Annotated in this window: 18 protein-coding genes; 3 read left to right on the top strand and 15 right to left on the bottom strand. The window is 59.8% G+C overall.

Annotated features, from left to right (window positions below):
- Positions 1-14 precede the first annotated feature (14 nt).
- The 8 genes from VSR68_RS06760 to VSR68_RS06725 all read right to left on the bottom strand — a co-directional run bounded on the left by VSR68_RS06760 (position 15) and on the right by VSR68_RS06725 (position 8,818).
- Positions 15-1,196 (bottom strand): acetyl-CoA C-acyltransferase, encoded by a 1,182-nt coding sequence (locus tag VSR68_RS06760; protein ID WP_342939079.1) that lies wholly within the window; start codon positions 1,194-1,196, stop codon positions 15-17.
- Positions 1,197-1,212: 16 nt separating this feature from the next.
- Positions 1,213-1,980, bottom strand: a complete 768-nt coding sequence (locus VSR68_RS06755) for an SDR family NAD(P)-dependent oxidoreductase (protein WP_342939078.1) — start codon at positions 1,978-1,980, stop codon at positions 1,213-1,215.
- 67 nt (positions 1,981-2,047) lie between these two features.
- Complete coding sequence (locus VSR68_RS06750) at positions 2,048-3,022, bottom strand: Bug family tripartite tricarboxylate transporter substrate binding protein (protein ID WP_342939077.1); 975 nt, start codon at positions 3,020-3,022, stop codon at positions 2,048-2,050.
- 69 nt (positions 3,023-3,091) lie between these two features.
- Positions 3,092-4,093, bottom strand: coding sequence for a tripartite tricarboxylate transporter substrate binding protein (locus tag VSR68_RS06745; protein ID WP_342939076.1), 1,002 nt, complete (start codon positions 4,091-4,093; stop codon positions 3,092-3,094).
- A gap of 33 nt (positions 4,094-4,126) precedes the next feature.
- Entirely contained in the window at positions 4,127-4,708 is a 582-nt protein-coding gene (locus VSR68_RS06740; protein WP_342931359.1) for a nuclear transport factor 2 family protein, read from the bottom strand.
- Positions 4,709-4,732: 24 nt separating this feature from the next.
- On the bottom strand, positions 4,733-5,599 hold the full coding sequence (locus VSR68_RS06735; protein WP_342939075.1) for a patatin-like phospholipase family protein: 867 nt from the start codon (positions 5,597-5,599) through the stop codon (positions 4,733-4,735).
- Complete coding sequence (locus VSR68_RS06730) at positions 5,599-6,816, bottom strand: CaiB/BaiF CoA-transferase family protein (RefSeq protein WP_342939074.1); 1,218 nt, start codon at positions 6,814-6,816, stop codon at positions 5,599-5,601. The genes VSR68_RS06735 and VSR68_RS06730 overlap by 1 nt, the downstream gene beginning before the upstream one ends.
- Entirely contained in the window at positions 6,809-8,818 is a 2,010-nt protein-coding gene (locus VSR68_RS06725) for a flavin-containing monooxygenase (RefSeq protein ID WP_342939073.1), read from the bottom strand. Before VSR68_RS06725 ends, VSR68_RS06730 begins: the two co-directional genes overlap by 8 nt.
- A gap of 80 nt (positions 8,819-8,898) precedes the next feature.
- Here VSR68_RS06725 and VSR68_RS06720 point away from each other — a divergent pair, with 80 nt between their 5' ends.
- The gene (locus tag VSR68_RS06720; protein ID WP_342939072.1) at positions 8,899-9,675 is read left to right on the top strand and encodes an IclR family transcriptional regulator; all 777 of its coding nucleotides are present in this window, start codon (positions 8,899-8,901) and stop codon (positions 9,673-9,675) included.
- Between the two features lie 282 nt (positions 9,676-9,957).
- Here VSR68_RS06720 and VSR68_RS06715 read toward each other — a convergent pair whose 3' ends face one another.
- From VSR68_RS06715 to VSR68_RS06705, 3 genes are all read right to left on the bottom strand, one after another.
- Complete coding sequence (locus tag VSR68_RS06715) at positions 9,958-10,185, bottom strand: four-helix bundle copper-binding protein (RefSeq protein ID WP_428983472.1); 228 nt, start codon at positions 10,183-10,185, stop codon at positions 9,958-9,960.
- Between the two features lie 569 nt (positions 10,186-10,754).
- Positions 10,755-12,878, bottom strand: a complete 2,124-nt coding sequence (locus VSR68_RS06710) for a phosphocholine-specific phospholipase C (RefSeq protein WP_342939070.1) — start codon at positions 12,876-12,878, stop codon at positions 10,755-10,757.
- Positions 12,879-13,346: 468 nt separating this feature from the next.
- Positions 13,347-13,703 carry an STAS/SEC14 domain-containing protein gene (locus VSR68_RS06705; protein ID WP_342939069.1) on the bottom strand — a complete coding sequence of 119 codons (357 nt, stop codon included), beginning with the start codon at positions 13,701-13,703 and terminating at the stop codon, positions 13,347-13,349.
- A 323-nt stretch (positions 13,704-14,026) separates the two neighbouring features.
- Here VSR68_RS06705 and VSR68_RS06700 point away from each other — a divergent pair, with 323 nt between their 5' ends.
- Positions 14,027-14,335 (top strand): DUF4148 domain-containing protein, encoded by a 309-nt coding sequence (locus VSR68_RS06700; protein WP_342939068.1) that lies wholly within the window; start codon positions 14,027-14,029, stop codon positions 14,333-14,335.
- A gap of 82 nt (positions 14,336-14,417) precedes the next feature.
- Here VSR68_RS06700 and VSR68_RS06695 read toward each other — a convergent pair whose 3' ends face one another.
- Positions 14,418-15,563: an adenylate/guanylate cyclase domain-containing protein gene (locus tag VSR68_RS06695; RefSeq protein WP_342939067.1), complete on the bottom strand. Its 1,146-nt coding sequence runs from the start codon at positions 15,561-15,563 to the stop codon at positions 14,418-14,420.
- Between the two features lie 250 nt (positions 15,564-15,813).
- A complete protein-coding gene (locus VSR68_RS06690; protein WP_342939066.1) occupies positions 15,814-16,707 on the bottom strand; it encodes a LysR family transcriptional regulator in 894 nt (297 codons plus the stop codon).
- 122 nt (positions 16,708-16,829) lie between these two features.
- Here VSR68_RS06690 and VSR68_RS06685 point away from each other — a divergent pair, with 122 nt between their 5' ends.
- Positions 16,830-17,633 (top strand): alpha/beta fold hydrolase, encoded by an 804-nt coding sequence (locus tag VSR68_RS06685; RefSeq protein ID WP_342939065.1) that lies wholly within the window; start codon positions 16,830-16,832, stop codon positions 17,631-17,633.
- Between the two features lie 292 nt (positions 17,634-17,925).
- On the opposite strand, the gene VSR68_RS06680 is transcribed toward VSR68_RS06685, so the two are convergent.
- The gene (locus VSR68_RS06680) at positions 17,926-18,969 is read right to left on the bottom strand and encodes a methyltransferase (protein WP_342939064.1); all 1,044 of its coding nucleotides are present in this window, start codon (positions 18,967-18,969) and stop codon (positions 17,926-17,928) included.
- Positions 18,970-19,156: 187 nt separating this feature from the next.
- Positions 19,157-20,404 (bottom strand): serine hydrolase, encoded by a 1,248-nt coding sequence (locus tag VSR68_RS06675; RefSeq protein WP_342939063.1) that lies wholly within the window; start codon positions 20,402-20,404, stop codon positions 19,157-19,159.
- Positions 20,405-20,455 lie beyond the last annotated feature (51 nt).

Raw genomic sequence — 20,455 nt, 5'->3', positions numbered from 1 at the left:
CTCCCATTCCAGGTTCAGTCGATCTGGAGAGCGATCGCAGTAGCTTCGCCGCCTGCGAGACAGATGCCCGCGATGCCGCGCTTGAGGCCGCGATTGCGCAGCGCATGCAGAAGCGTGACAACGATACGGGCACCCGACGCGCCGATCGGATGGCCCAGTGCACAGGCACCACCGTTCACATTGACCTTATCATGCGGCAGATCGAGATCTTTCATTGCGGCCATCGGCACGACGGCGAATGCCTCGTTCAGTTCGAACAGATCCACGTCCTTCAGATGCCATCCCGTGTTCTCCGAGACCTTGCGCAATGCGCCCGTAGGAGCGGTCGGGAACAGGTTTGGCTTGAATGCATAGGTCGCATGCCCGGCGATCGTCGCCAGCGGCTTCAAACCGCGTTTCCCGGCCTCTGATTTGCGCATCAGCACGAGTGCTGCCGCACCATCCGAGATCGACGACGAGTTCGCAGCCGTAACCGTACCGCCAGCACGGAAGGCCGGTCTGAGGCCCGGAATCTTGTCGAGTTTTGCCTTGCCCGGCGCTTCGTCGATCGACACCACGGTTTCGGTCTTGCCCGGGACGGTGACCGGCGTGATTTCGTTGACAAACGAACCATCGGCGATCGCGGTCTGTGCGCGCGTGAGCGAAGCGATCGCAAACTCGTCCTGCTGTTCACGCGTGAACTTGTACTCGGAGGCACAGTCTTCGGCGAAGGTGCCCATCAGGCGGCCCTTGTCGTACGCATCTTCCAGGCCGTCGAAGAACATGTGATCGAGGACCTGGCCATGCCCCATACGCAGGCCTGCTCGACCCTTGGGCAGCAGGTAAGGGGCATTGGTCATGCTTTCCATGCCGCCGGCGACCATGACGGTGCTCGAACCGGCCAGGATCAGATCATGCGAAAGCATGATCGCCTTCATACCCGAGCCGCACATCTTGTTGACGGTGAGAGCACCCGTCGAGACGGGAACACCGGCCTTTATCATGGCTTGACGTGCCGGTGCCTGTCCCTGGCCAGCGGGCAACACGCAACCCATGATTACCTCATCGACTTGCTCACCGGCCACGCCCGCACGTTCGAGCGCGGACCTGATTGCAACGGCACCGAGATCCGATGCAGTGAGGTTCGCGAAGTCGCCCTGAAAGCCTCCCATGGGCGTACGGGTTGCAGCAACAATAACAACGGGATCAGCATTCATTCCCTGTCTCCTCTGATTATCTGGCGGTCATGCGGACTGCACCGTCGAGACGGATTACCTCGCCGTTGAGCATCTGGTTTTCGGCAATGTGGGCAACGAGCGCAGCAAATTCATGGGGTTCCCCGAAACGCGAAGGGAACGGTACATTCGAGGCGAGTGATTCCTGCACCTCCTGTGCCATACCCTCGACCATTGGCGTGCGGAAGATGCCGGGGGCGACAGTCATGACACGGATCCCCGAGCGTGCTAGTTCACGCGCAATCGGGAGCGTCATGCCGACAACACCCGCCTTCGACGCCGAATAGGCGGCCTGCCCGATCTGACCGTCAAACGCAGCGATCGACGCCGCATTGACGATCACGCCACGTTCACCGCCTTCACGCGGTTCCTGCCTTGCCATTGCAGCAGCAGCAAGACGAAGCACGTTGAACGTACCGATCAGGTTGATGCCGATCGTCCGTGCGAAGCTGGACAGATCATGGGGTCCGTTGCGACCCACGACGCGCGAGCCGAGTTCGACACCTGCACAGCTGACCAGCGCATCGATACGGCCGAACCTGCTCACCGTTGCGTCGATTGCAGCCACACCTTGTTCTTCGCTGGTCACGTCGGCGACGCTGTATGCAGCCCGATCACCGAGTTCGGCGGCAAACGCCTGGAGCGGCTCTTCACGAATATCGACGAGCATGACCTTGCCACCCGCCGCCACGACCTTGCGTGCCACTGCGGCGCCCAAACCCGACGTACCGCCTGTGATGACGAAAACGCTATCAGAGATATTCATCGAGCTAATGAGTTTTGGTACTTTCAGGAGCGCAGGCCCACATCTGTGAGTCTCACTGCGGGTTCGATTACGATGGCTGGATGCCTGCGTCCTTGCAGACCTTGCCCCACTTCGCGAATTCCTTGTTCACCGTCTCCTGGAATTGCGCGGGCGTGCTGGGGTCCGGATCGTAGCCGAGCGACTGAAGCTTCTCCCTGACTTCCGGAAGTGCCAGTGCCTTATTCAGGTCCGCGTTGATCTTCGCCACAACTTCGGGGGGCGTGCCCTTCGGTGCGACGAGGCCCATCCAGCCAACCGCTTCGTAGTCTTTCACACCTTCTTCCTGCATCGTCGGCACTTTCGGTAGCAGTGGCGAGCGCTTCGAATCCAGAACCGCCACCGGCACGAGCTTGCCACCCTTGATTGCGCCGATCTGTGCACCGATCGTATCCACCATCAGCGTGACACGGCCCGCCATCACGTCGATCGCAGCCTGCGCACCGCCAGGATACGGGACGACACCAACGTTGACGCCAGCCAGCGAGTTGAAGAGGTACTGCGAAAGTTCAAAAGCCTTGGCGCCCTGTGCCGACTTGATCTGTCCCGGGCGAGTCTTCGCATCCGCGATCACGTGCGCGACGGTTGGATCCTTGTATGAGGGCGATGCCAGCATGACCATCGGAGCCTTCGCGATCTTGCCGATGTCTGCAAACGACGTGAGGGCATCGTACGGCACGTTCTTTTGCAGATGCGGACCCGTCACCAGCGTGCCCGACACCGCGATGCCGAGCACAGAGCCGTCAGCCGGCGCGTTCTTGACGTAGGCCATGCCGACCATGCCGCCGTCGCCCGGACGGTTTTCGACGATGAAGTTGCCGCCATTGACTTCCGCCATACCCTTGGCCACGAGACGACCGACGATATCCGAAGCACCGCCCGGCGTGTAGCCGACGATGAGGTGGACCCGCTTCGAGCCCGGAAAGCTATCGGCGGCGTGAGCGGCAGCGGGTGCGACGATGCTCGCACCAATCAGTAACGCTGCAATGCAGGAGAGGGTTTTCATATCGGATAGTTTTTTGGTGAGTAAGCTCAGGAAAGGAAGTCCAGTGAACTCCGCTATGGCACTCAGTCGTCAAGCACCGCTGCCGTGGAAGTTGATCGTCTTCGACATCTCCTTGATGACGGCGTAATCGCGATCTTCGACCGCTTGCAGATCTTCAGGCGTGCCGCCGATAGCGGTCATCGCCTGTTCGTGGAATTTCTGGATGATCATCGGATCCTTGAGCATCTGGTTCAGTGCCGCGTTCATCTTGTCGATGATCGGACGCGGCGTGCCGGCACGCGCTTCCACGCAATACCACGGAGCCATCACATAGTCCGGATAACCCGATTCGATCATGGTCGGCAGATTCGGCAGCACCGGCGAGCGCGTCTTCGACGTCACGGCCAGTGCCTTGATCTTGCCGGCCTTGATCAGTTCGATGGCACCCGAAAGCTGGTCGATCACGAAGTCAATGTGACCGCCCATCAGATCGGTGATCATCGGCGCCCCACCCTTGTACGGGACATGGATTGCCTTGACGTTCGCCTGCTGGCAGAACAGTACCCCCGAGATATGGCCGCTGGCGCCGAAACCCGGCGAACCGTACTTGTACTTGTCCGGATTCTTGCGCAGCAGTTCGGCAAATTCCTGCACCGTGTTCACACCGAGGTCGGAACGCACCATCACGCAGTTCGGGATCTCGGCCAGATTGACGACAGGCATCAAATCCGACTGTTTGAACGGCAAGTTTGGATACGTGAACTGATTGGTCACGACGGTGCCGATTGAAGCCATCAGGAGCATGCCGCCATCGGGCTTCGAGCGCGCGACCTGGCCGCATCCAATGATTCCGGTGGCACCGGGCACGTTCTGGACGATTGCCTTTGCGCCCGGAATGCGTTTGGTCACGGCTTCGGCAACGAAGCGACCGAGAATGTCGGTCGTGCCGCCGGCAGGGAACGGAACAATAACATTGATCGGCGACGAGGGCGGCCACGCTTCATCGGCGTTCGCGAACTTCACGCCACCGAGGGCGAGGCTGCCGACACCTGCAAGGGCATGGAGATTGAATTGACGGCGTGTCAGCTTCATTGCTGTGTCTCCTCCTATCGTTGTGATATGCGATTATTCGAGGCCGAATTCGCGACGCATGACTTGCGACTCATCGTTGCCATCACGCTTGCCCAGAATCCAGCCTTCCTTGGGTGCCAGTGCCTGAACTTTTACTTCGTCCAGACGCTTCCAGTCCTGGATCAGGCGACGCTCGGCGATCTTCCATTCGCCGTCGATACGAATGATGCGATCCATGTAACGCGACGATGTGAACACGTCCACATAGCAGTCTTCGGCACCGGATGCACCACCCGTGAATTGAGCGATCGCGGCTTTTGCTTCGGGCGGATACTGCTGGTTCGTCCGGACATACGTTTCCACGATTGCCGTGTCTTCATCGACGAAGTCGACAAGCATGTTGCCGATGAAATGCGAGCTGAAGTGAATCTTTTGGTGACGTTCAAGAATCCATTCAACGAGGCCTTCGACAGGGCCGATATACGGACCATGACTGTCGATGCAGCCGGGCACGAAGCACGCGAGCATACCCGGTGCATCCAGGCGATCCACCGCATGACACCAGCGTGCCATCAGATGCTGGATCATCATGCGGTCGGCGATGCGTTCGGGGGAAAACTGTTCAATTTTCGACATTTGAGCGTTTCCTTCAGGGGGTATTCAAGCGAGCCACCAGGCCACCAGGTCCGAGGCCTGGCCCAGACCCTGGCTATAACCGGCGTGTGCCGCAGGCGAGCGACGTGCCGGATCGAGCACATTGCCACCGAAGGCTTTGAGTGAGGATTCGTTCGGCGTGATCACGCGAACGCTTGCACCCTGGTTTTCGAGTGCTTTCACTTCATCGCGCAAATGACCGCTGACGGGGTTGCCGTCTGAGTAGCCGAGAGGCGCCAGAACGAGAACGCGTTTGCTCCCGCTTGCAACCCAGGCATTGTTCATCGACATGATTCCGCCATCCATATAGTGCTTTCCTTCGATCGGTACTGTGGGCCATACACCTGGCACAGCACACGACGCGGCAACAGCGTCGATCAGAGAGCACCCGGATTCGGAATCGAATACGCGGGGCTCACCTGTATCCACATCCACCGCAACGAGACGCAGACTGCGAGAGAGCCATTCATCCTCCGAAAGACGTGAAGCAATAATTGCTTTGCGTTCGTCCAGAGACGGGGTTTCGCTGCGCCTGGCAAACGCTCCGATCCGTTTGCGTGCGGCAGTCAAATCGCCATTCACTTTGGCCATCAGTGCCTGATTCGCTTTGTCCGCTTCCTCCTGCGAGTACGGCCGGAATTTCTCGACGGAATCCGGATTCGGATTGGCCTGCTCGTTGAACAGGATGTCGGTGCTGATACCGGAGGCCAGTTGCGTCGAAATCACCGAACCAGCGGAGGTGCCGACCAGAAGGTTGGCGAGTCCGACGTCAAAACCCGCTTTCGCGAGGGCGTGGACGAGGCCGGCTTCCCATGCGATACCCGCCAGGCCACCGCCCCCGAACACGATCGCGTGGGTGTTGATGGCTGACATCAGATCGTGCCTTTCTCTTTTAGAGCAGAGAGATCGGATTCAGTGAGGCCCAGCAGTTCGCCATAGACTTCGGCGTTATGTTCACCGAGTGCCGGAGCCGGTGCGATCGGCTTCTCGGCAATACCGGAAATCTTGGGCACGACACCCGTCATGCGAACCGGACCAATGCGCGGATTCTCCACCGAGACGATGGTATTTCGAGCCTTGTAGTGCTCGTTCTGCATGATCTTGTCGATGGTCAGAATCGGAGCGTACGCGGCCTTCGCTTCGTCGAGTTTTGCGAAAACCTGCTCGGGCGGCATCGACATGACGAATTCCGCCACCTCCTTGTTCAGTTCGTCGATGTGCTGCCAGCGCAGTTCGTGCGTGGCCATGCGCGGATCTTCTAGCAGGTCCAGACGGTCCATCGCTGCGCACAGACGTTCCCAACCGGTTTGTGCCGAGCACGTGATAATGACGTAACTACCGTCCTGCATCGGGAAGTGGTCGCCAGGTGCGGCCGCGAAATGTACGTTCCCTCGCGGGCCGCGGACATAGCCCATGCGATCGTATTCGGGTACCAGCACTTCGGTGAAACGGATAACCGCTTCGTACATCGCGAGATCGATTTCCCGCCCTTTGCCGCCCAGACAGTCGCGGTGATACAGCGCCATCATCAGCGAGAACGCGCCGAGAATCGCGGTCTGATAGTCGGCGGTCGAGGTTCCGATACGCACGGGAGGGCGATCCGGATAACCGGTGATACCCATCAGGCCACCGAAGGCGAGGCCGATACGATCATAGCCCGCACGTGAACTGTACGGACCCGTCTGACCGAAACCCGACACTCGCAGCAGCACGAGTTTCGGATTGTGCTTCTTCAGCGCCTCGAAAGTGAGACCCCACTTCTCGAGTGTGCCGGGACGGAAATTCTCTACCACTGCGTCACACTGCGAGACGAGTTTGCACAGGAGGTCCTGGCCTTCTTTTTCACGCAGGTTCAAAGTGATCGAACGCTTGTTGCGGTTCTCGACTTCCCAGTAGAGACACTCGCCATCCACGAACGGGCCTATATCGCGAACCGTGTCGCCCCGCTCGGGAACCTCGATCTTGATCACGTCGGCACCGAAGTCGCCGAAGAGCGTGGCCGATTGGGGACCGGCGACCATCGTGCCGAGATCGAGAATCCGCACCCCGCTCAGCATGTGAGGGCCGGGCTTGCGCTGGTGTTCAGTCATGATCGGCTCCTCTCAGACCGGCGCTTTCCGTGCGGAAAACGTAATCGTCGAAGTCGGCCTTGCGAGCCATGTGCCAGTAGTCGTCGTTACGCCACGGCGTGGTGGCGATCACGCGGCCGGCAGCATTGCGATACCAGTTGCTCATGCCTTTGTGCGTCCAGATCATCTTGCCGTGAGCAGCCTGCACGCGCGCATTGTAGTTGTCGTGGCAGTCCTTGATCACGTCGAATTCGAAGCGCTGGCCTTCCGGCGTCTTGTCCATCGCCTGACGCAGGATATTCATGACATACGCAACCTGCGTTTCCATCAGGGCGACGACCGAACCGCCGTGGCCGAGTGCTGTATTCGGGCCCGCGAGCATGAAGAAATTCGGGAACCCCGGCGCTGCAACGCCAAGATATGCTTCCGCGCCCTTGTCGGCCCAAACTTCACGAATGCTGCGACCGCCTTTGCCGACGAGGTTGAACGACGCGAGCATGTTGATCGCATCGAAGCCCGTGCAGACGATCAGCACATCTAGCTCGTGCGCATTGCCTTTTTCATCGATCACGGCGTTGCCACGGATTTCAGGAATGCCACCCGTCACGAGTCGGACGTTTGCCTTGGCCATCGTGCGGAACCAGCCGTTGTCCATCAGCATGCGCTTGCCGAACGGCGGATAGTCGGGCGTCACATCCGGCAGCAGGTCCTGGCGATCGCCGAGTTCTGCCTTGATATAGTCCACGAAATGCTCACGATGACGTTCGTTCGTGCGGTTGATTGAACGCTCCGGATGCGGCCATTGCGGATCGATTTGCAACGACTTGTGGATGCGATCGTTGAAGATGTAGGCGAGACGCTGGCGATACCATTCCTGATAGAACGGCAGTTGCGAAAGCAGGAAGCGCTTTTCCTGCGGCACTTCGAGGCGGAACTTCTCGAACGGTGCGGCCCATTGCTTCGAGCGCTGGAACACCGTCAGTTGAATGCCTTCGATCTTCGAGATTTCCGGCACGATCTGCATCGACGTAGCACCGTTGCCGATGACGCCCACGCGCTTGCCCTTCAGATCAAGACCTTCGGGCCACTGAGTGCTGTGGAAGCACACGCCTTTGAATTTGTCGAGGCCGCGGATCTGCGGCATCTTCGGCACGTTGAGCAGGCCGACCGCGGAGAGCAGAACATTTGCAATGAGGCGATCGGTTTCGCCATCCTTGTTCTTCGTGTCCACGACCCACGTCATCGTTGCTTCATCGTAGCGTGCGGCTTCGACCTTCGCGTTGAAGCGGATGTACTGACGCAGGTTGAACTTGTCGGCGACGCCTTCGAAGTACTTCTGAATCTCTTCCTGCAACGCAAAATACTTCGACCAGTCGCCCTTGGTGAAGGAATACGAGTAGATGTGGTTCGGCGTATCGACACCGCAACCCGGGTAATGGTTCTCATACCATGTGCCGCCAACTTCGGCATTCTTCTCGACGACAACGAACGGAATGCCAGCACCTTGCAGACGGATCGCCGAGGCCAAGCCTGCAACGCCCGCACCGATGACCACGACCCTGAAGCCATCGGGGATCTTGAAGCGACCCTTCTGGTCGATCACCATGTCCTCGTCGAAGCCGAGCCACGAACTGATCATGGGGCCATACGACTGCGGAATGTCCTCGCCGACGTTCAGTTTGAGCATCTCGACCAAAGTCTCAAAGCCTGGTGCCCGCAGCTTGACCGTGCCATTTTTCTTCCACTCGACGAGCGCTTCGAACGCGGCGTCACGGATTTCCTTCTGCACTCCCTCCGGCAGGCCGCCCGGATCGTTGTCGTCGATGCCGCGAACACGCGAGCATTGATACGTTTCGGTCAGCCATTTTCGATCGCCCGTCAGGTGGATCAAGGTCATCAGCAGGGTCGGGATATTCGCCGACGGAAGGGAAGCCTTCAGTTGTGCGGTCCATTCGTCGTTGGAGAGAACGGGAATGTTGTGCGGATCGTTGATCATAAAAAACAGAAGTGGTGGGGTGGTCAACGCATTCCACCGCACACTGAAAGCGTGCACAATGATTAGTAATTAGATCGTTCACATTGTGCACATATTTAGGGAGAACCATGACAAGCTCGATTTCCGTCAGGACTGGGACGCAGTCGGTGGACCGCGCTCTTGATCTGCTGCGACGTGTGGCCGGATTGCATCCGGACGGCGCGACGGTCACTGATCTGGCGAAGGCCGCAGGAATCGATAGAACAACCGCTCATCGGCTTCTCAAGAGCCTGGAGAGTGCAGGATTCATTGAGCGCGGAGATGGAAAGCGTATCCGGCTCGGTATTCAGGCCATGCAGATCGGACTCGCGTCGATGAAGCGTGCACCTATTCTCGAGGCCTGTCGGCCCATGCTGAAGCGACTGGCTCATCTCACCGAAGATTCGGTGTTTCTGGTGGTTCGCAGTGGCGATTACGCCCATTGTCTGCACTATGAGGAGGGGCGATCACCTGTTCGCACGCTGGTGTTGCCAGTGGGCGGCATGCGAGTGCTTGGAGTGGGTTCGGCGGGCATGGCACTGCTTGCGCGACAGACCGACACGGCGATCGCAGAAATTTATGCACGGCACCGCGAGGAGTTCAGGCCGGTTGGTCTTGCGTTGCCGAGAATCCGTCATATCGTCGAGCGAACACGCAAGAACGGTTTCTCGGCAACAGGCGGACTCATCCACGAAGGTGTATCGGGCGTAGGCATGAGTTTCGATATCGATGCCGATGGGTACGCTGCGATCTCCGTTGCGGCCATCCGCAGTCGGATGAGCGATGAACGGATAAAGTGGCTCACGCGCGTCATGTTCACGGAACTATGTGCCGCAGGTTTTATGGTGGCGATGCCGAGGGAGTGAGTGATCGGATTGCCTTACGGCCTGGGGCAAACCCGTAACTACGGGCTGGCACCAGGCAGTGACTTCGCCCACGTTTCATTGCTATGTGGGCCGTGATTGACCACTGGCGACTATCGGGGATGGCCTTGCGCGACATCAATCGATGAACTCCACAGACCTTGTCTGGCTTCCGAAAATCAGTTGCCGAGTGGCTGCGAGATGCCGAACTCGGGCTTGAATGCCCACCGGTTGCGCCCGACGCGATGGTGTTCGCCGAACACCCGCTTAATTAAGCAACTACGACTACTGAGACCAGATTCCCCGGCACACTTCGGCGCATATCCGGCACGCGTCGCTGCATGTTCCGCACTGCTCGGATGGGTGCCGGGAGCATTCGTCTGCGCACTCGTCACAGATCTGTGCGCAAAGCGCGCAAAACTCGGGTGCCAGATGGCTTTCGCGAGCTAATGCGGCAGATGTGAAGCGGCACAGCGAAGCGCAGTCGGCGTTGAGGCGAATGCACTTGGCCATCTTCGCGATAGCGGGTTCGCCAAGGCAGGCAGATGCGCAGCGATCGCAGGCGGCGGCGCAAGCGTCACAGGCTTCGATACACGACTGATAGGACTCAGTGTTCATTGACAGCCTCCAGACAGGAAGAATGTTGGGTTGACGCGCTTGTGGTCCTCCAGGTGCTTGAAAACGGTTCTCGCCAGGAACGCCTCGAATAGCAGAGTAGGCGCAAGTGGCATTGCCGTAAAGCGATCACATCAGCTTGCTTTGGTCGCTCGACGGCACGCGAGCAAGATTCTTTGAGCGACGGGCTCGCCGTGGATCGCACAGACTCAGCGCTTTGAATTCCGCTTCCATCCATGCGCTGCGTCATCTCGCGTCTCGACGCCGACGCGCGATGTCCGATTCGTCAACAATGCTTTTTTCGCGTCCTTCGTCACGCAAGCCGCACAATCGATGCGCAGAAGGCACCGCACCGATGAAGTGCTGATTGAAATGAAGGGGCGTTATTGTCGATATGGGGCGTGGTATCGAAGATCCGAAGAACGCGCCATTCGACAAGATCTGCTATATCGAGAGCTGATCCGCGATCACGCGGCAGCCGGATCGCTAATAAGATCTTCTCCATTTTCGATGCGGCCCGCGAAACGCCGGAGGAATCGCGGCTGAACATCCACCGTCACGGTGAAGTCGTACCAGTTTCCACTTGACGACACAGGCCAGCTGGTTGTCGTTGTGCCACCGGCCGCCAACGGGAGGTTCCACGGACCATCGGTGCGATATGCGTTCGATGTGACCGTGAACTGGCACCCTGCATTGCCCGAATTCATCATGTGCAGGCATACCGCGTTATTTGCCTGATCGCAGGCTACGCGGATCTCAGGTTTAGCGGATGCGTCGCCCGATGTCTCGGCCAAGTCTCCTGCGAACGTCCTCAGAAAGCCATTCGGTCCACGCAATGCAATCGAGTATTGTGCGCCGGCGAGGTGGAGACGGCTCCAGCTATCGGAGACCTGTGTTCCCGCCCGAAGCGCGTAACGGCGGGGCGGATTCGTGCATGTGGCGAGGTCATACGCCGAAAACGCGGCGCCCGCTTTCCCGTCGTTGCTTATCAGCAGCGAGAGGGTTGCGCTACCGGTATCCACATGTGCGGTCGCATGCAGCGCGTAGGGCAATGCCCGTGAGGGTCGCGTACCGGGCTCCTGCCTCGGTTTCGACTGCACTGTGGGTATTTTCGGCTCCGGCAGCGAACTGCATTGCCGGTTTGCGTCGGAGACGTATGTGCCCGTGTCGGGCAACCACGGCCATGTCACATCCGCTGTCCTGAAGTCGAATGCCGACGTGAGGTCGCCGCAAACAGAGCGGCGCCATGCACTGATGTTGGGGCAACGAATCCGGAAACGCCGCTCGATAAACTGGATGATCGATGTGTGATCGAATATTTCCGAACAGACATACCCGCCCCTGGACCAGGGCGAAATGACAGTCATCGGCACCCGGAAACCGAGACCAATGGGCAAGCCTTCATAAATCTCGCCGTTCGTGGCGATGGTCGTCTTGCCTTCAGCGTCGGTAGCTGGCGGAGTCGGCGGCGGTTCGTGATCGAAGAAGCCGCCTTGCTCATCGTAGTTCAACAGGAACACAGTGTGAGACCAGACCCTGGGGTTCGCGACGAGTCCCGCAAGCAACCGCGCAGTGAGGTCTTCGCCGGCCTGCGGGTGATAGCTCGCATGCTCGGATAAGGCGGTTGGGGCGATGATCCACGACACCTGAGGCAGCACACCGTCTGAGACGTCGGCTGCGAAAGCACGTGCAATGTCATCGACGGTCGCCATCCCTTTGCGGTACAGCGCGCTTGACGTCGGTGCGGACTTGAAGCTATGAAACAGCGCGAGTGCGTTGTCGTCGAAGTTGTCGGCCTGTTGATAAACCCGCCAGCTGATACCGGCCGCTTCGAGGGTTTCCGCGACCGTTGGCCATCCGAAGCCCGCCGCCGGTTCGACATTGTCGAGCGTGGGCACAAAACCCGCCGAGAGGCCGCTGCTGCCACTAAACAGATGTAAGCGGTTCGGGTTGGTTTGCGTCAGTGTCGACGCGTAATACTGATCGCAAATCGTGAAGGCGTCGGCCAGTGCGTAATAGAAGCGTAGGTCGTTCCGCGTGAAGTAGCTCATGCCGAAACCGGGAAAGCGGGCCTTGTTCCATTCATTGCAGAGCCCTCTGTTCCACATGGCAATGTCAACAAGGTAATTCATCGACGGTGCCCGGGCACACGTCGCACTCGTCAGACGGGTGTCCATATGGAACGGCAGGATGTAGCCGTTAGCGGCCGGTTGCTTCCACACTGGATCGCCATTGGGCAGTGCAATCGCCATCCGGTCGTTGAATCCTCTCACGCCTCGAAGCATGCCGAAGTAATGGTCGAACGATCGGTTCTCCTGCGTGAAGATCACGATGTGCCTGACGTCGTTGATCGTGCCCGTCGTCATGTTGGCGTGCGCCGTGAGGGCTTTGCGAATCGACGCGGGCGTCAGGGCGGCGACTGCGGATGCGCCCAGCGCGCCCGCTGCCATCCGGAGGAATTTCCGACGCGGCTTGACTGCGCGTCTTGTACCCGCTTCATGATCACGACGTTTGGATCGGTCGAGGCTTGTCACGATCAGAACGTTCCCAGCAACGTTGATGTTTGCGAACGGCTCGATGGAACGCAGCATTCACTGCTGCTTTTGAAGGCTCACTCTCTTGACGTATGGTAGGTTCCGATCCTTAAAGAAAGGTTAACGGCAACGGTCGTTCCGTTCGTGCGCGAATTGCCTCACTCACGCCCCATTGCTGATCGTACTATTTGCTTGATCCGGCTCTTCGCGAGTGATCAATCAAACCGTGATGCTGCATAGAAACGCTGTGAAGCAAAGCAGTGAACTTAACCGAAGAGGAAAGTTGCGAGAAGCGAACTCCGCATCCAGGTTCCGCTGTGTACAAAGCTGCTGTGTACAAAGCAAGCCTGCAATGAAAGGCGTCTCTTCTTCTTGCGCGCACGACGCATTGAGCCTCGTTGTTCTGCGTGGCTGGATGTTTTAACTGTTCCCCTGCGTCGCGAGTGTCGACGATCTGTCAGCAGACCATGTTGACTGACCACTCTTGGCCGGCCTCTGCCCAATTCGCTCGGCTGCACACGACGTTCAGGCGTTGATCCAGGCTCGCGCCTGTTCCAGCTCGTTGACGTGGAACGCCTTGATTTCAGCCTTTGTAAAGAACCGCGCCAAATGCATCGAGGCGCGAATCCAGCGCGCGTCGGCTACCACGGCGGCGCGCGTGACCATGCGGGCGACGGAGACGCCGAGCGTCATGTCGGTCCACAGCGCCTTCGGCTCGATGCCGCTGAAATGCTCAATGCGTTCGAGCACACGGGTCTTACCGTTCAGTTCAAGATCACCACGCATGCGTTCGATGACTTCGCGCAGTTCGTGGTCGGTGATTTTGCCTTCGACGGATATTTCAATGACCGGCGAATCGGGAACGGTGTGATACAGGATCATGGCAGGACCCCTGAATAGGGAGACGTTACACGCTCAGGCACGGTTGAGCCAGGCGTTCGATGGCTTCCTTATGGTACGCCTTTGCACACGCCCAGGTTACGAGCACCGCGTTTCATTCAGATGCCTGTCGGCGCTCGTGCGTTGCGGGCGACCGTTCACACTGAGCGTCGCATCATGGCCGGCCACAGCGAGATGTCGTCGGCAGTCGTCGACAGTGCGCCTCCTCCGGTGAGTGACCTAAGGCAAAATAAACGAGGAAGTCACGCGCGACCGGCGGCATCGCACCGCTTGTGTTGCGCCAATCGGACGCGTGGAGATGCGTTATGGAAAACCCTCTGAGAAAGCGCTCGACGCTTACCGCGTTGGCGCTTCTGCTAACTGGATGTGTCGCCGGCGGCGTGCCGCAGAGCGGGCCACATCTGAGCCCAACGGAGTGCCGTGACCTGGCCGCGCTTAGAAGCAACGCGCCTCCGACCATGGCGCAACACCACAGCGAGCTTGCGGCCCTGAGGAAAGCGGGCTACGACCCGTCACCATGGTACGACCCATACTATCCAGAGGATCTACAGGAGGCGCAGCGCCTGGTCGACTACTGGTTTGGAACGGAGTGTCAGCAGGTTCAACCCGGGTGAGACGCTCCGGTGACGGGCCAGCCCCGACGCGACGGCGTTGGTCCCGAACCCGGATGCGCTTCGCCTGCTCATATGCGATCGGTCAACCCGACCGTCCGGAAAGGAGCCTGCAGGAAAAGTCCACGCGCTCCGCCTCATCGCCGCCGGACGGTCCGAACGAGATCCAGCCGTGCCCCCACAGCGTGACCTCGTCGCGGCGAAGGATGAGCTCATGGCCGCCGTCGATGGTGATACGTGTGCCGTTCGAGCTGCAATCGCGCAACACATACTTTCCGCTGCGGTGCTCGATCGATGCATGCACCCTCGACGCACGGCGATCGTGCACGACAATGCTCATATTCGCGCCGCGGCCGATCGTCACCAGCGCGGACGCTTCACTCATTTCCACACAGACATCCCCATACTGCAGGGTCAACAACGACGAACAAGGCAGACGCTGCAGATCGTTACCTGTGACCGTCAGATCGGCGCCTTGCTGCCAGATCGCCTCGAACAACTCCGTTGGCTGTTTTTTTCCCCGCACCTGTATCGGGTAAAGGTGGCGCGCCATCTGTCGCAGTCTCGGCGGGAGACATTCAACCGTGTCCTTGCTCGTGACGACCTGTCCCGGCAATGCAAAGTCGGTCAGTCTTGCAGCCAGGTTCACAGTGTCGCCAAACACGTCACCCCTTTCGTCGGGCAATACGGGGCCGTCATGGAAGCCGATTCGCAGCGACATCGGCTGTCCCGCTACCGCGGGCAACCCGGAGACGGCCAGCTGCATATCGATCGCGGCCTGCATCGCATGTTCGGCCGAGGGGAACACCGCCATGACTTCATCGCCGATGGTCTTGACGATTCGCCCGCCCAACGCTTCCGAGCACGATTTCATCAGCGCAATGCACTGCGCGATCGCCTCGAAGGCAAGCATGTCACCGACAGTCTCGTAAAGCTCCGTGCTGCGGCTTACGTCCGCGAACATCACAGACTCATGAGACTTCGAATAATTCGGTTTATCATCCATGAGCAACCCGTCGTCAGGTCGTCCAGCCGGCGTCGAAGCGCTGTTCGTCAGCCAGCCTGCGCAGCGCTCCTGCTCGTCAGTGTAGTACTGTGCCGTGCCGAGGGCAGCGCCGGGGTCGCCCATATTGTGGTGCAATTCGGACGCGCCGGTCTGTCGCGCCCGAGTTTGACGAACGAGCCAATGCGTAAGCTGAAAGACATTGACGGATTGTTCAATGCGCGCCACTCGAATGCATGCACGCGAAAGGAAATGAGGTGTTGGAGGGTGCAGCGCCAACCAAGCAAGCTGAACAAGCGACCTTGCACAGGACGACCACCCGCAGTTTGCCGCGCGCCGGCGCGGGCGGATTGGTTCGACCCATATGGGACATCCGGCGCGATGGACTGCAACGACCGTTCAGTACTATGAACCCGTCGCGCGCATAGTTCGATGTTCTGCCGCCGCCGGAAACGCGGCGGTGCATTCCTGGCGCCGGCTAGATCAGCGGCGCGTTCTCCCGAAGATAAGTCCATAGACGCTGCGCAACAGGGCCGGGCGCCCCGTTACGGCGCCGCGCAGCAACCAATGTTTCCGTGTGTCCGGGGAACCGGCGACCCGCAAGGGACTTCAGAGCGCCGCTGCGTAGTTCCTCGTCAATCAGAAAGTCCGGCAGGTGTCCCCACGCCAGAGCCTGCATGATCACATCCTTTTTCATGGCCTGGTCGGGTACGGTGATCTGCCGTGTACCCTCGACGACCAGGAAATTCGTGTCTCCTGGCTTGCGAGCGGAGTCGCGCATCACACATTGAGCGTGGTCGCGCAAATGCGCCTCGTGCAGCGTTTTTGGCATCGGCGTTGGCAGCAGGCCTGGAGCGGCCACCGGAATCAGCCGGACCTTGCCGAGCGCCGTCCACTCCAGTGACCGGTCGGCCATGTCGACACGATGCAGGATCAGATCGGCTTCGCCGGCCTTCAGCCGTTCGACCGGACCACCAACTGCCTCGAAATGCAGATTCAATCGCGTGTGCGGACACTCCGCGAAAAATCGTGCGAGTAGTTCCAGCGCAGCCGGACGCGGGCACAGATCGCCCAATACCACGTTCAGTTCGCTTTCCTCCCCGCCGGCCAGTTGCGTTGCGGGCTGACGCAAGGCTTCGGCTTCGCGCAGCAGAAGCTGCAGGCGCTCGTGGAACGAGCGCCCCGCGTCGCTCGGTTTCACCCGGTATCCGCTGCGATCGAGAAGGACAAGCCCCGTCTGGTTTTCCAGTCGCGCGACCGCTGCAAACACGGCGGGATGCGATCGATGGAGGGCAGCAGCGGCGGCCTGGAAACCACCGTTCCGGACGACGGCATCGAAGCATTGGACATCATGAAGCGTGAAATCCGACATATCCGTTTTTGTGACAAAGTTTGTCGATCATTTGTAATTTTATTGGAAATCAGCGTTGTCGATAATGGGTGCCATTAACTGGCGCTGCGCAACGTATCCGGCGCTTCTTCACAGAGGACCTCATGGGCGAATTTTCATATCTCACGACCACCGATAACGCGCGCATCGCGTATCGCCTCGACGGCAGCAGCGACAAGCCCGCGATCGTGCTGTCGAATTCCATCGGCACCACGCTGCGTATGTGGGACGGACAGATTTCCGCGTTGAGCCAATACTTCCGGGTGCTGCGATACGATGCGCGCGGGCACGGCGCGTCGAGCGTTCCTGGCGGACCGTATCCGCTAGCGCGTCTGGGGCAGGATGTGCTCGAACTGATGAATGCGCTTGAAATGGAAAAAGCACATTTCCTCGGTCTTTCACTGGGTGGCATCGTTGGGCAATGGCTGGCCGTACATGCGCCATCGCGGATCGACCGGCTGGTGCTGAGTAACACTGCACCCTGGCTCGGGCCGTCGGACAGATGGGAAGCGCCGATCGCGGCAGTTCTGCAAGCCGATGACATGAGCACGACAGCCGAGACGTTCCTGCGCAACTGGTTTCCTGCACACATGCTCGCGGCGCGGGATCCGCTGGTGGAGAAGTTCCGCGTCATGCTGCTCACGACCAATCGCCATGGCCTTGCCGGTTCGTGGAGAGCCGTGCAGGAAGCTGACATGCGGCAGGATATTGCGCACATCACGCAACCGACGCTGCTGATTGCGGGCGAGCACGATACGGTGACGGCAGCAAGCTACAGCGTGCAAATGGCGAATGCGATTCCAGACGCGAGGTTACTGATGCTGCCGGCCGTGCACCTCTCCAATATCGAGTTTCCGGAGAAGTTCAACGACGAGGTCGTGCAGTTTCTGCACGCGTCGGCCCCTTGATGCGTCGTCTGGGTCTATCGCCGGCGCCGGCGAGTGTCTCAAGCACCCGGGGCTTCGAAGTTGGCTGTTCCGCTACCCATAGAACGTTCGCCCCGAGCCGGAAGCGGATGGATTTGCAATTATCGGCGCATAGCTTGCGCGCGGATGCTTCGCGCCGACGTCGCAGATTGCCGGCTACATTCGGATCGACGAGGGGTTGTCAACATGATTCGCCTCTCCCATTCCGCAGACGGCCGCAAAGTCTTTCTCGCATCTGCGCTGACCCGATGCCTGCGCATCTCGCGGCGAGTCTCTACCTGGTTCCGATCACCATCGAATCGGGACCGGTCAGCGGCTCGACGCGTACCTGTGTGAAGCCGACTTCCTGCATCCATTCGCGACACTGCGCGCCGGTATAGTCGAAACCGCCGGGTGTCTCGATGAGCATGTTCAGGCTCATCAGCAGGCCAAAGGCATTGCGCCTGCGGTCATCGTCGATTACTGCGTCGTAGACGATCAGGCAACCGCCGGGAGGTAGCGACGCGTAGCACTTCGCGAGAAGCTCGAGCTTCTGCCCGAGATCCCAGTCGTGGAGGATATGTCCCATCACGAGCACATCGGCCGCCGGACAGGAATCCTTGAAGAAGTCGCCCGGATAGAAATGCAGCCGTTCCTGCAGGCCGTGCGACGTTACGTACTCTTCAAAGATAGGGCCCACTACCGGCAGATCGAAGCCGCCGCCGCGCAAATGGGGATGGGCGAGTGCGACCTGCACAGGTAAGGCACCTTGGGCCGCGCCGATGTCAATGAAGGTACTGTAGTTTTGCCACGGGAATTGTTGCGCAATCGCCTTGGCCGCGCCGAGGCTGACTCCGCTCATTGCGCGGAGGAAACCCCGTAGTTTGTGTTCGTCGCGATACATCGCCTCGAACAGGTTGCCACCCGCTTTTGCCTCGTTCTGCGGCAGCCCCGTGCGAAGGGCTTCCGTCAGAGAGCCCCAGAACGGATATAGGCGCGCGTTGGCCATTTCCAGCAAGCCACCCACGTAGCTGGGCTTGGCCATGTCCAGAAAGAGCCCGGCGTCTGGCGTGTTGCGGTATCTCCCGTCTTCGCGCTCCAGCAGATTCAATGCGACCAGCGCGTCAAGAAAATCAAGCGCCGATCTCGGATGCAGTCCGAGTGCCTCAGCGAGTTCCGCGGCGTCGTGAGAGCCGGTCGCGAGGCGCGAAAACACACCGAGTTCGACTGCGGACAATAGGGTCTTGGACGCCCAGAACCCCATGCCCAGCTGGAGCAGCCGTTCAGGGGAGGGCTCGCGCTCGCGCGTGTTGTCAGCGCCGGGCTCCTGTTGAACCATGCTCGATGTGCTTTCCATCATCGCTCCCGTGGGATGTGTGACAAAGCGTCAGACAGGATGGTAGGCGAAGTTTAATTTTTCGAGCGTTCGCTACCGTACAGACGGACGCCAGCGCCCCTCGGTACGTCCGCCGTAATCGGATCGTCTCGCTCCGGATGCCAGCACACGCGTCAAGTGCAGCGGTGCCTCAAAGTTTCGGTTGATCGGTTGGGTCGAGTTGTGTCCCAGGGATACCCGGCGCATGTGCGCTCACAGCCAGTTCGCGTTGCAGTGCCGCGCGGCGTTCGTCCGTCGGCTTTGCGTGCTTCACGTTGTCGAGCGCCGGAACGATATGGGCGTTCACCATCTGCCGGAACATCTGCACATTTTTCGCGTCGCGTAAGCCGCCGTCCACTGGCAGCATGCTCGTCATCACAATGACCGTATTGCGCTTCGGAAGCACGGTGATGAACTGCCCCTTGAAGCCCATCGCGTCATATTCGGGCTCGCTCTGCACGACGTTGTTGATCCACCAGTAGTATCCAAAGTAAGGCGCGACGGCGGGCGACGTCATCTGCTCGATCCAGCGCTGCGACACCACCGGGCGTCCCTGCCAGCGGCCGTGATCCAGCACGAGCATGCCGATCTTCGCCATGTCGATTGCGCGCAGCCTCAAGCCCCAGCCCGCCGACACCAGGCCCTGACGATCGGCGCGCTCCCACACCGCGTGCTTCATGCCAAGCGGGCCAAACAGATGCTTCTGTGCATACTGCTCGACCGGCTCGCGTGCTGCCGCGCTCAGCATGGCGGACGCGAGAATCGGATTGATGTCGGTGTACTCGAACACGGTGCCGGGCGCAGCCTTCGGGCTCGTTTGCGCCGCCAGTTTCAGGCGATCGGGCGCGGTGTAGTAAATGGGATCGTCCTTGGGTCTGAAATCGTAGTGCAGTCCGCTCGACATCGACAGGACATGTCGAAGTTCGACGTCGCGCTTGTCGGCGAAGTCCGCGCGCAGGTCGGGGCGCCATGCGGCCAGCCTGGCGGCAACCGGATCGTTCAGGCTGACGGCGCCCTGGTCGATCAGCATCCCTGCGACGAGCGATGTCACCGCCTTGGTGACGGAGTACAGCTCGTAGTTCGCGTCGCGCGATGCGTTCGCACCGTAGCGCTCGAAAATCAGCTTGCCGTCCTTCACGACGAGCAGGCTGTAGACGTCGAGTTTCTGCTCGCGAATCCATTGCGATAGCCGCACGAGTTCGCGCGAATCGACGCCCACGTCCTCGGGCGTTGCCGTCTCGATTCCTGCTTCGCGCAGCGGAGCGGGTTCCGCCGGCGCTTGCTGCGCCGTCGTCGGCATGTCCTGCGGCGCTGCGCCTGCCGCGTGTGCATATCCCGTCGAACCGACGACGAACGCCGTTGCCGTCGCCATCGTGCACAACGCGTGAGGAATTTTCATCGCTTGCTCCTTCATCGTGCGGCGCGCGAATGCGCCGCGTCAGTTCAGTGC

The sequence above is a fragment of the Paraburkholderia phymatum genome (assembly GCF_038900715.1).
In the GTDB taxonomy this organism is placed as follows: domain Bacteria; phylum Pseudomonadota; class Gammaproteobacteria; order Burkholderiales; family Burkholderiaceae; genus Paraburkholderia; species Paraburkholderia phymatum_A.
This window is presented reverse-complemented; position numbering and strand designations above follow the sequence as displayed.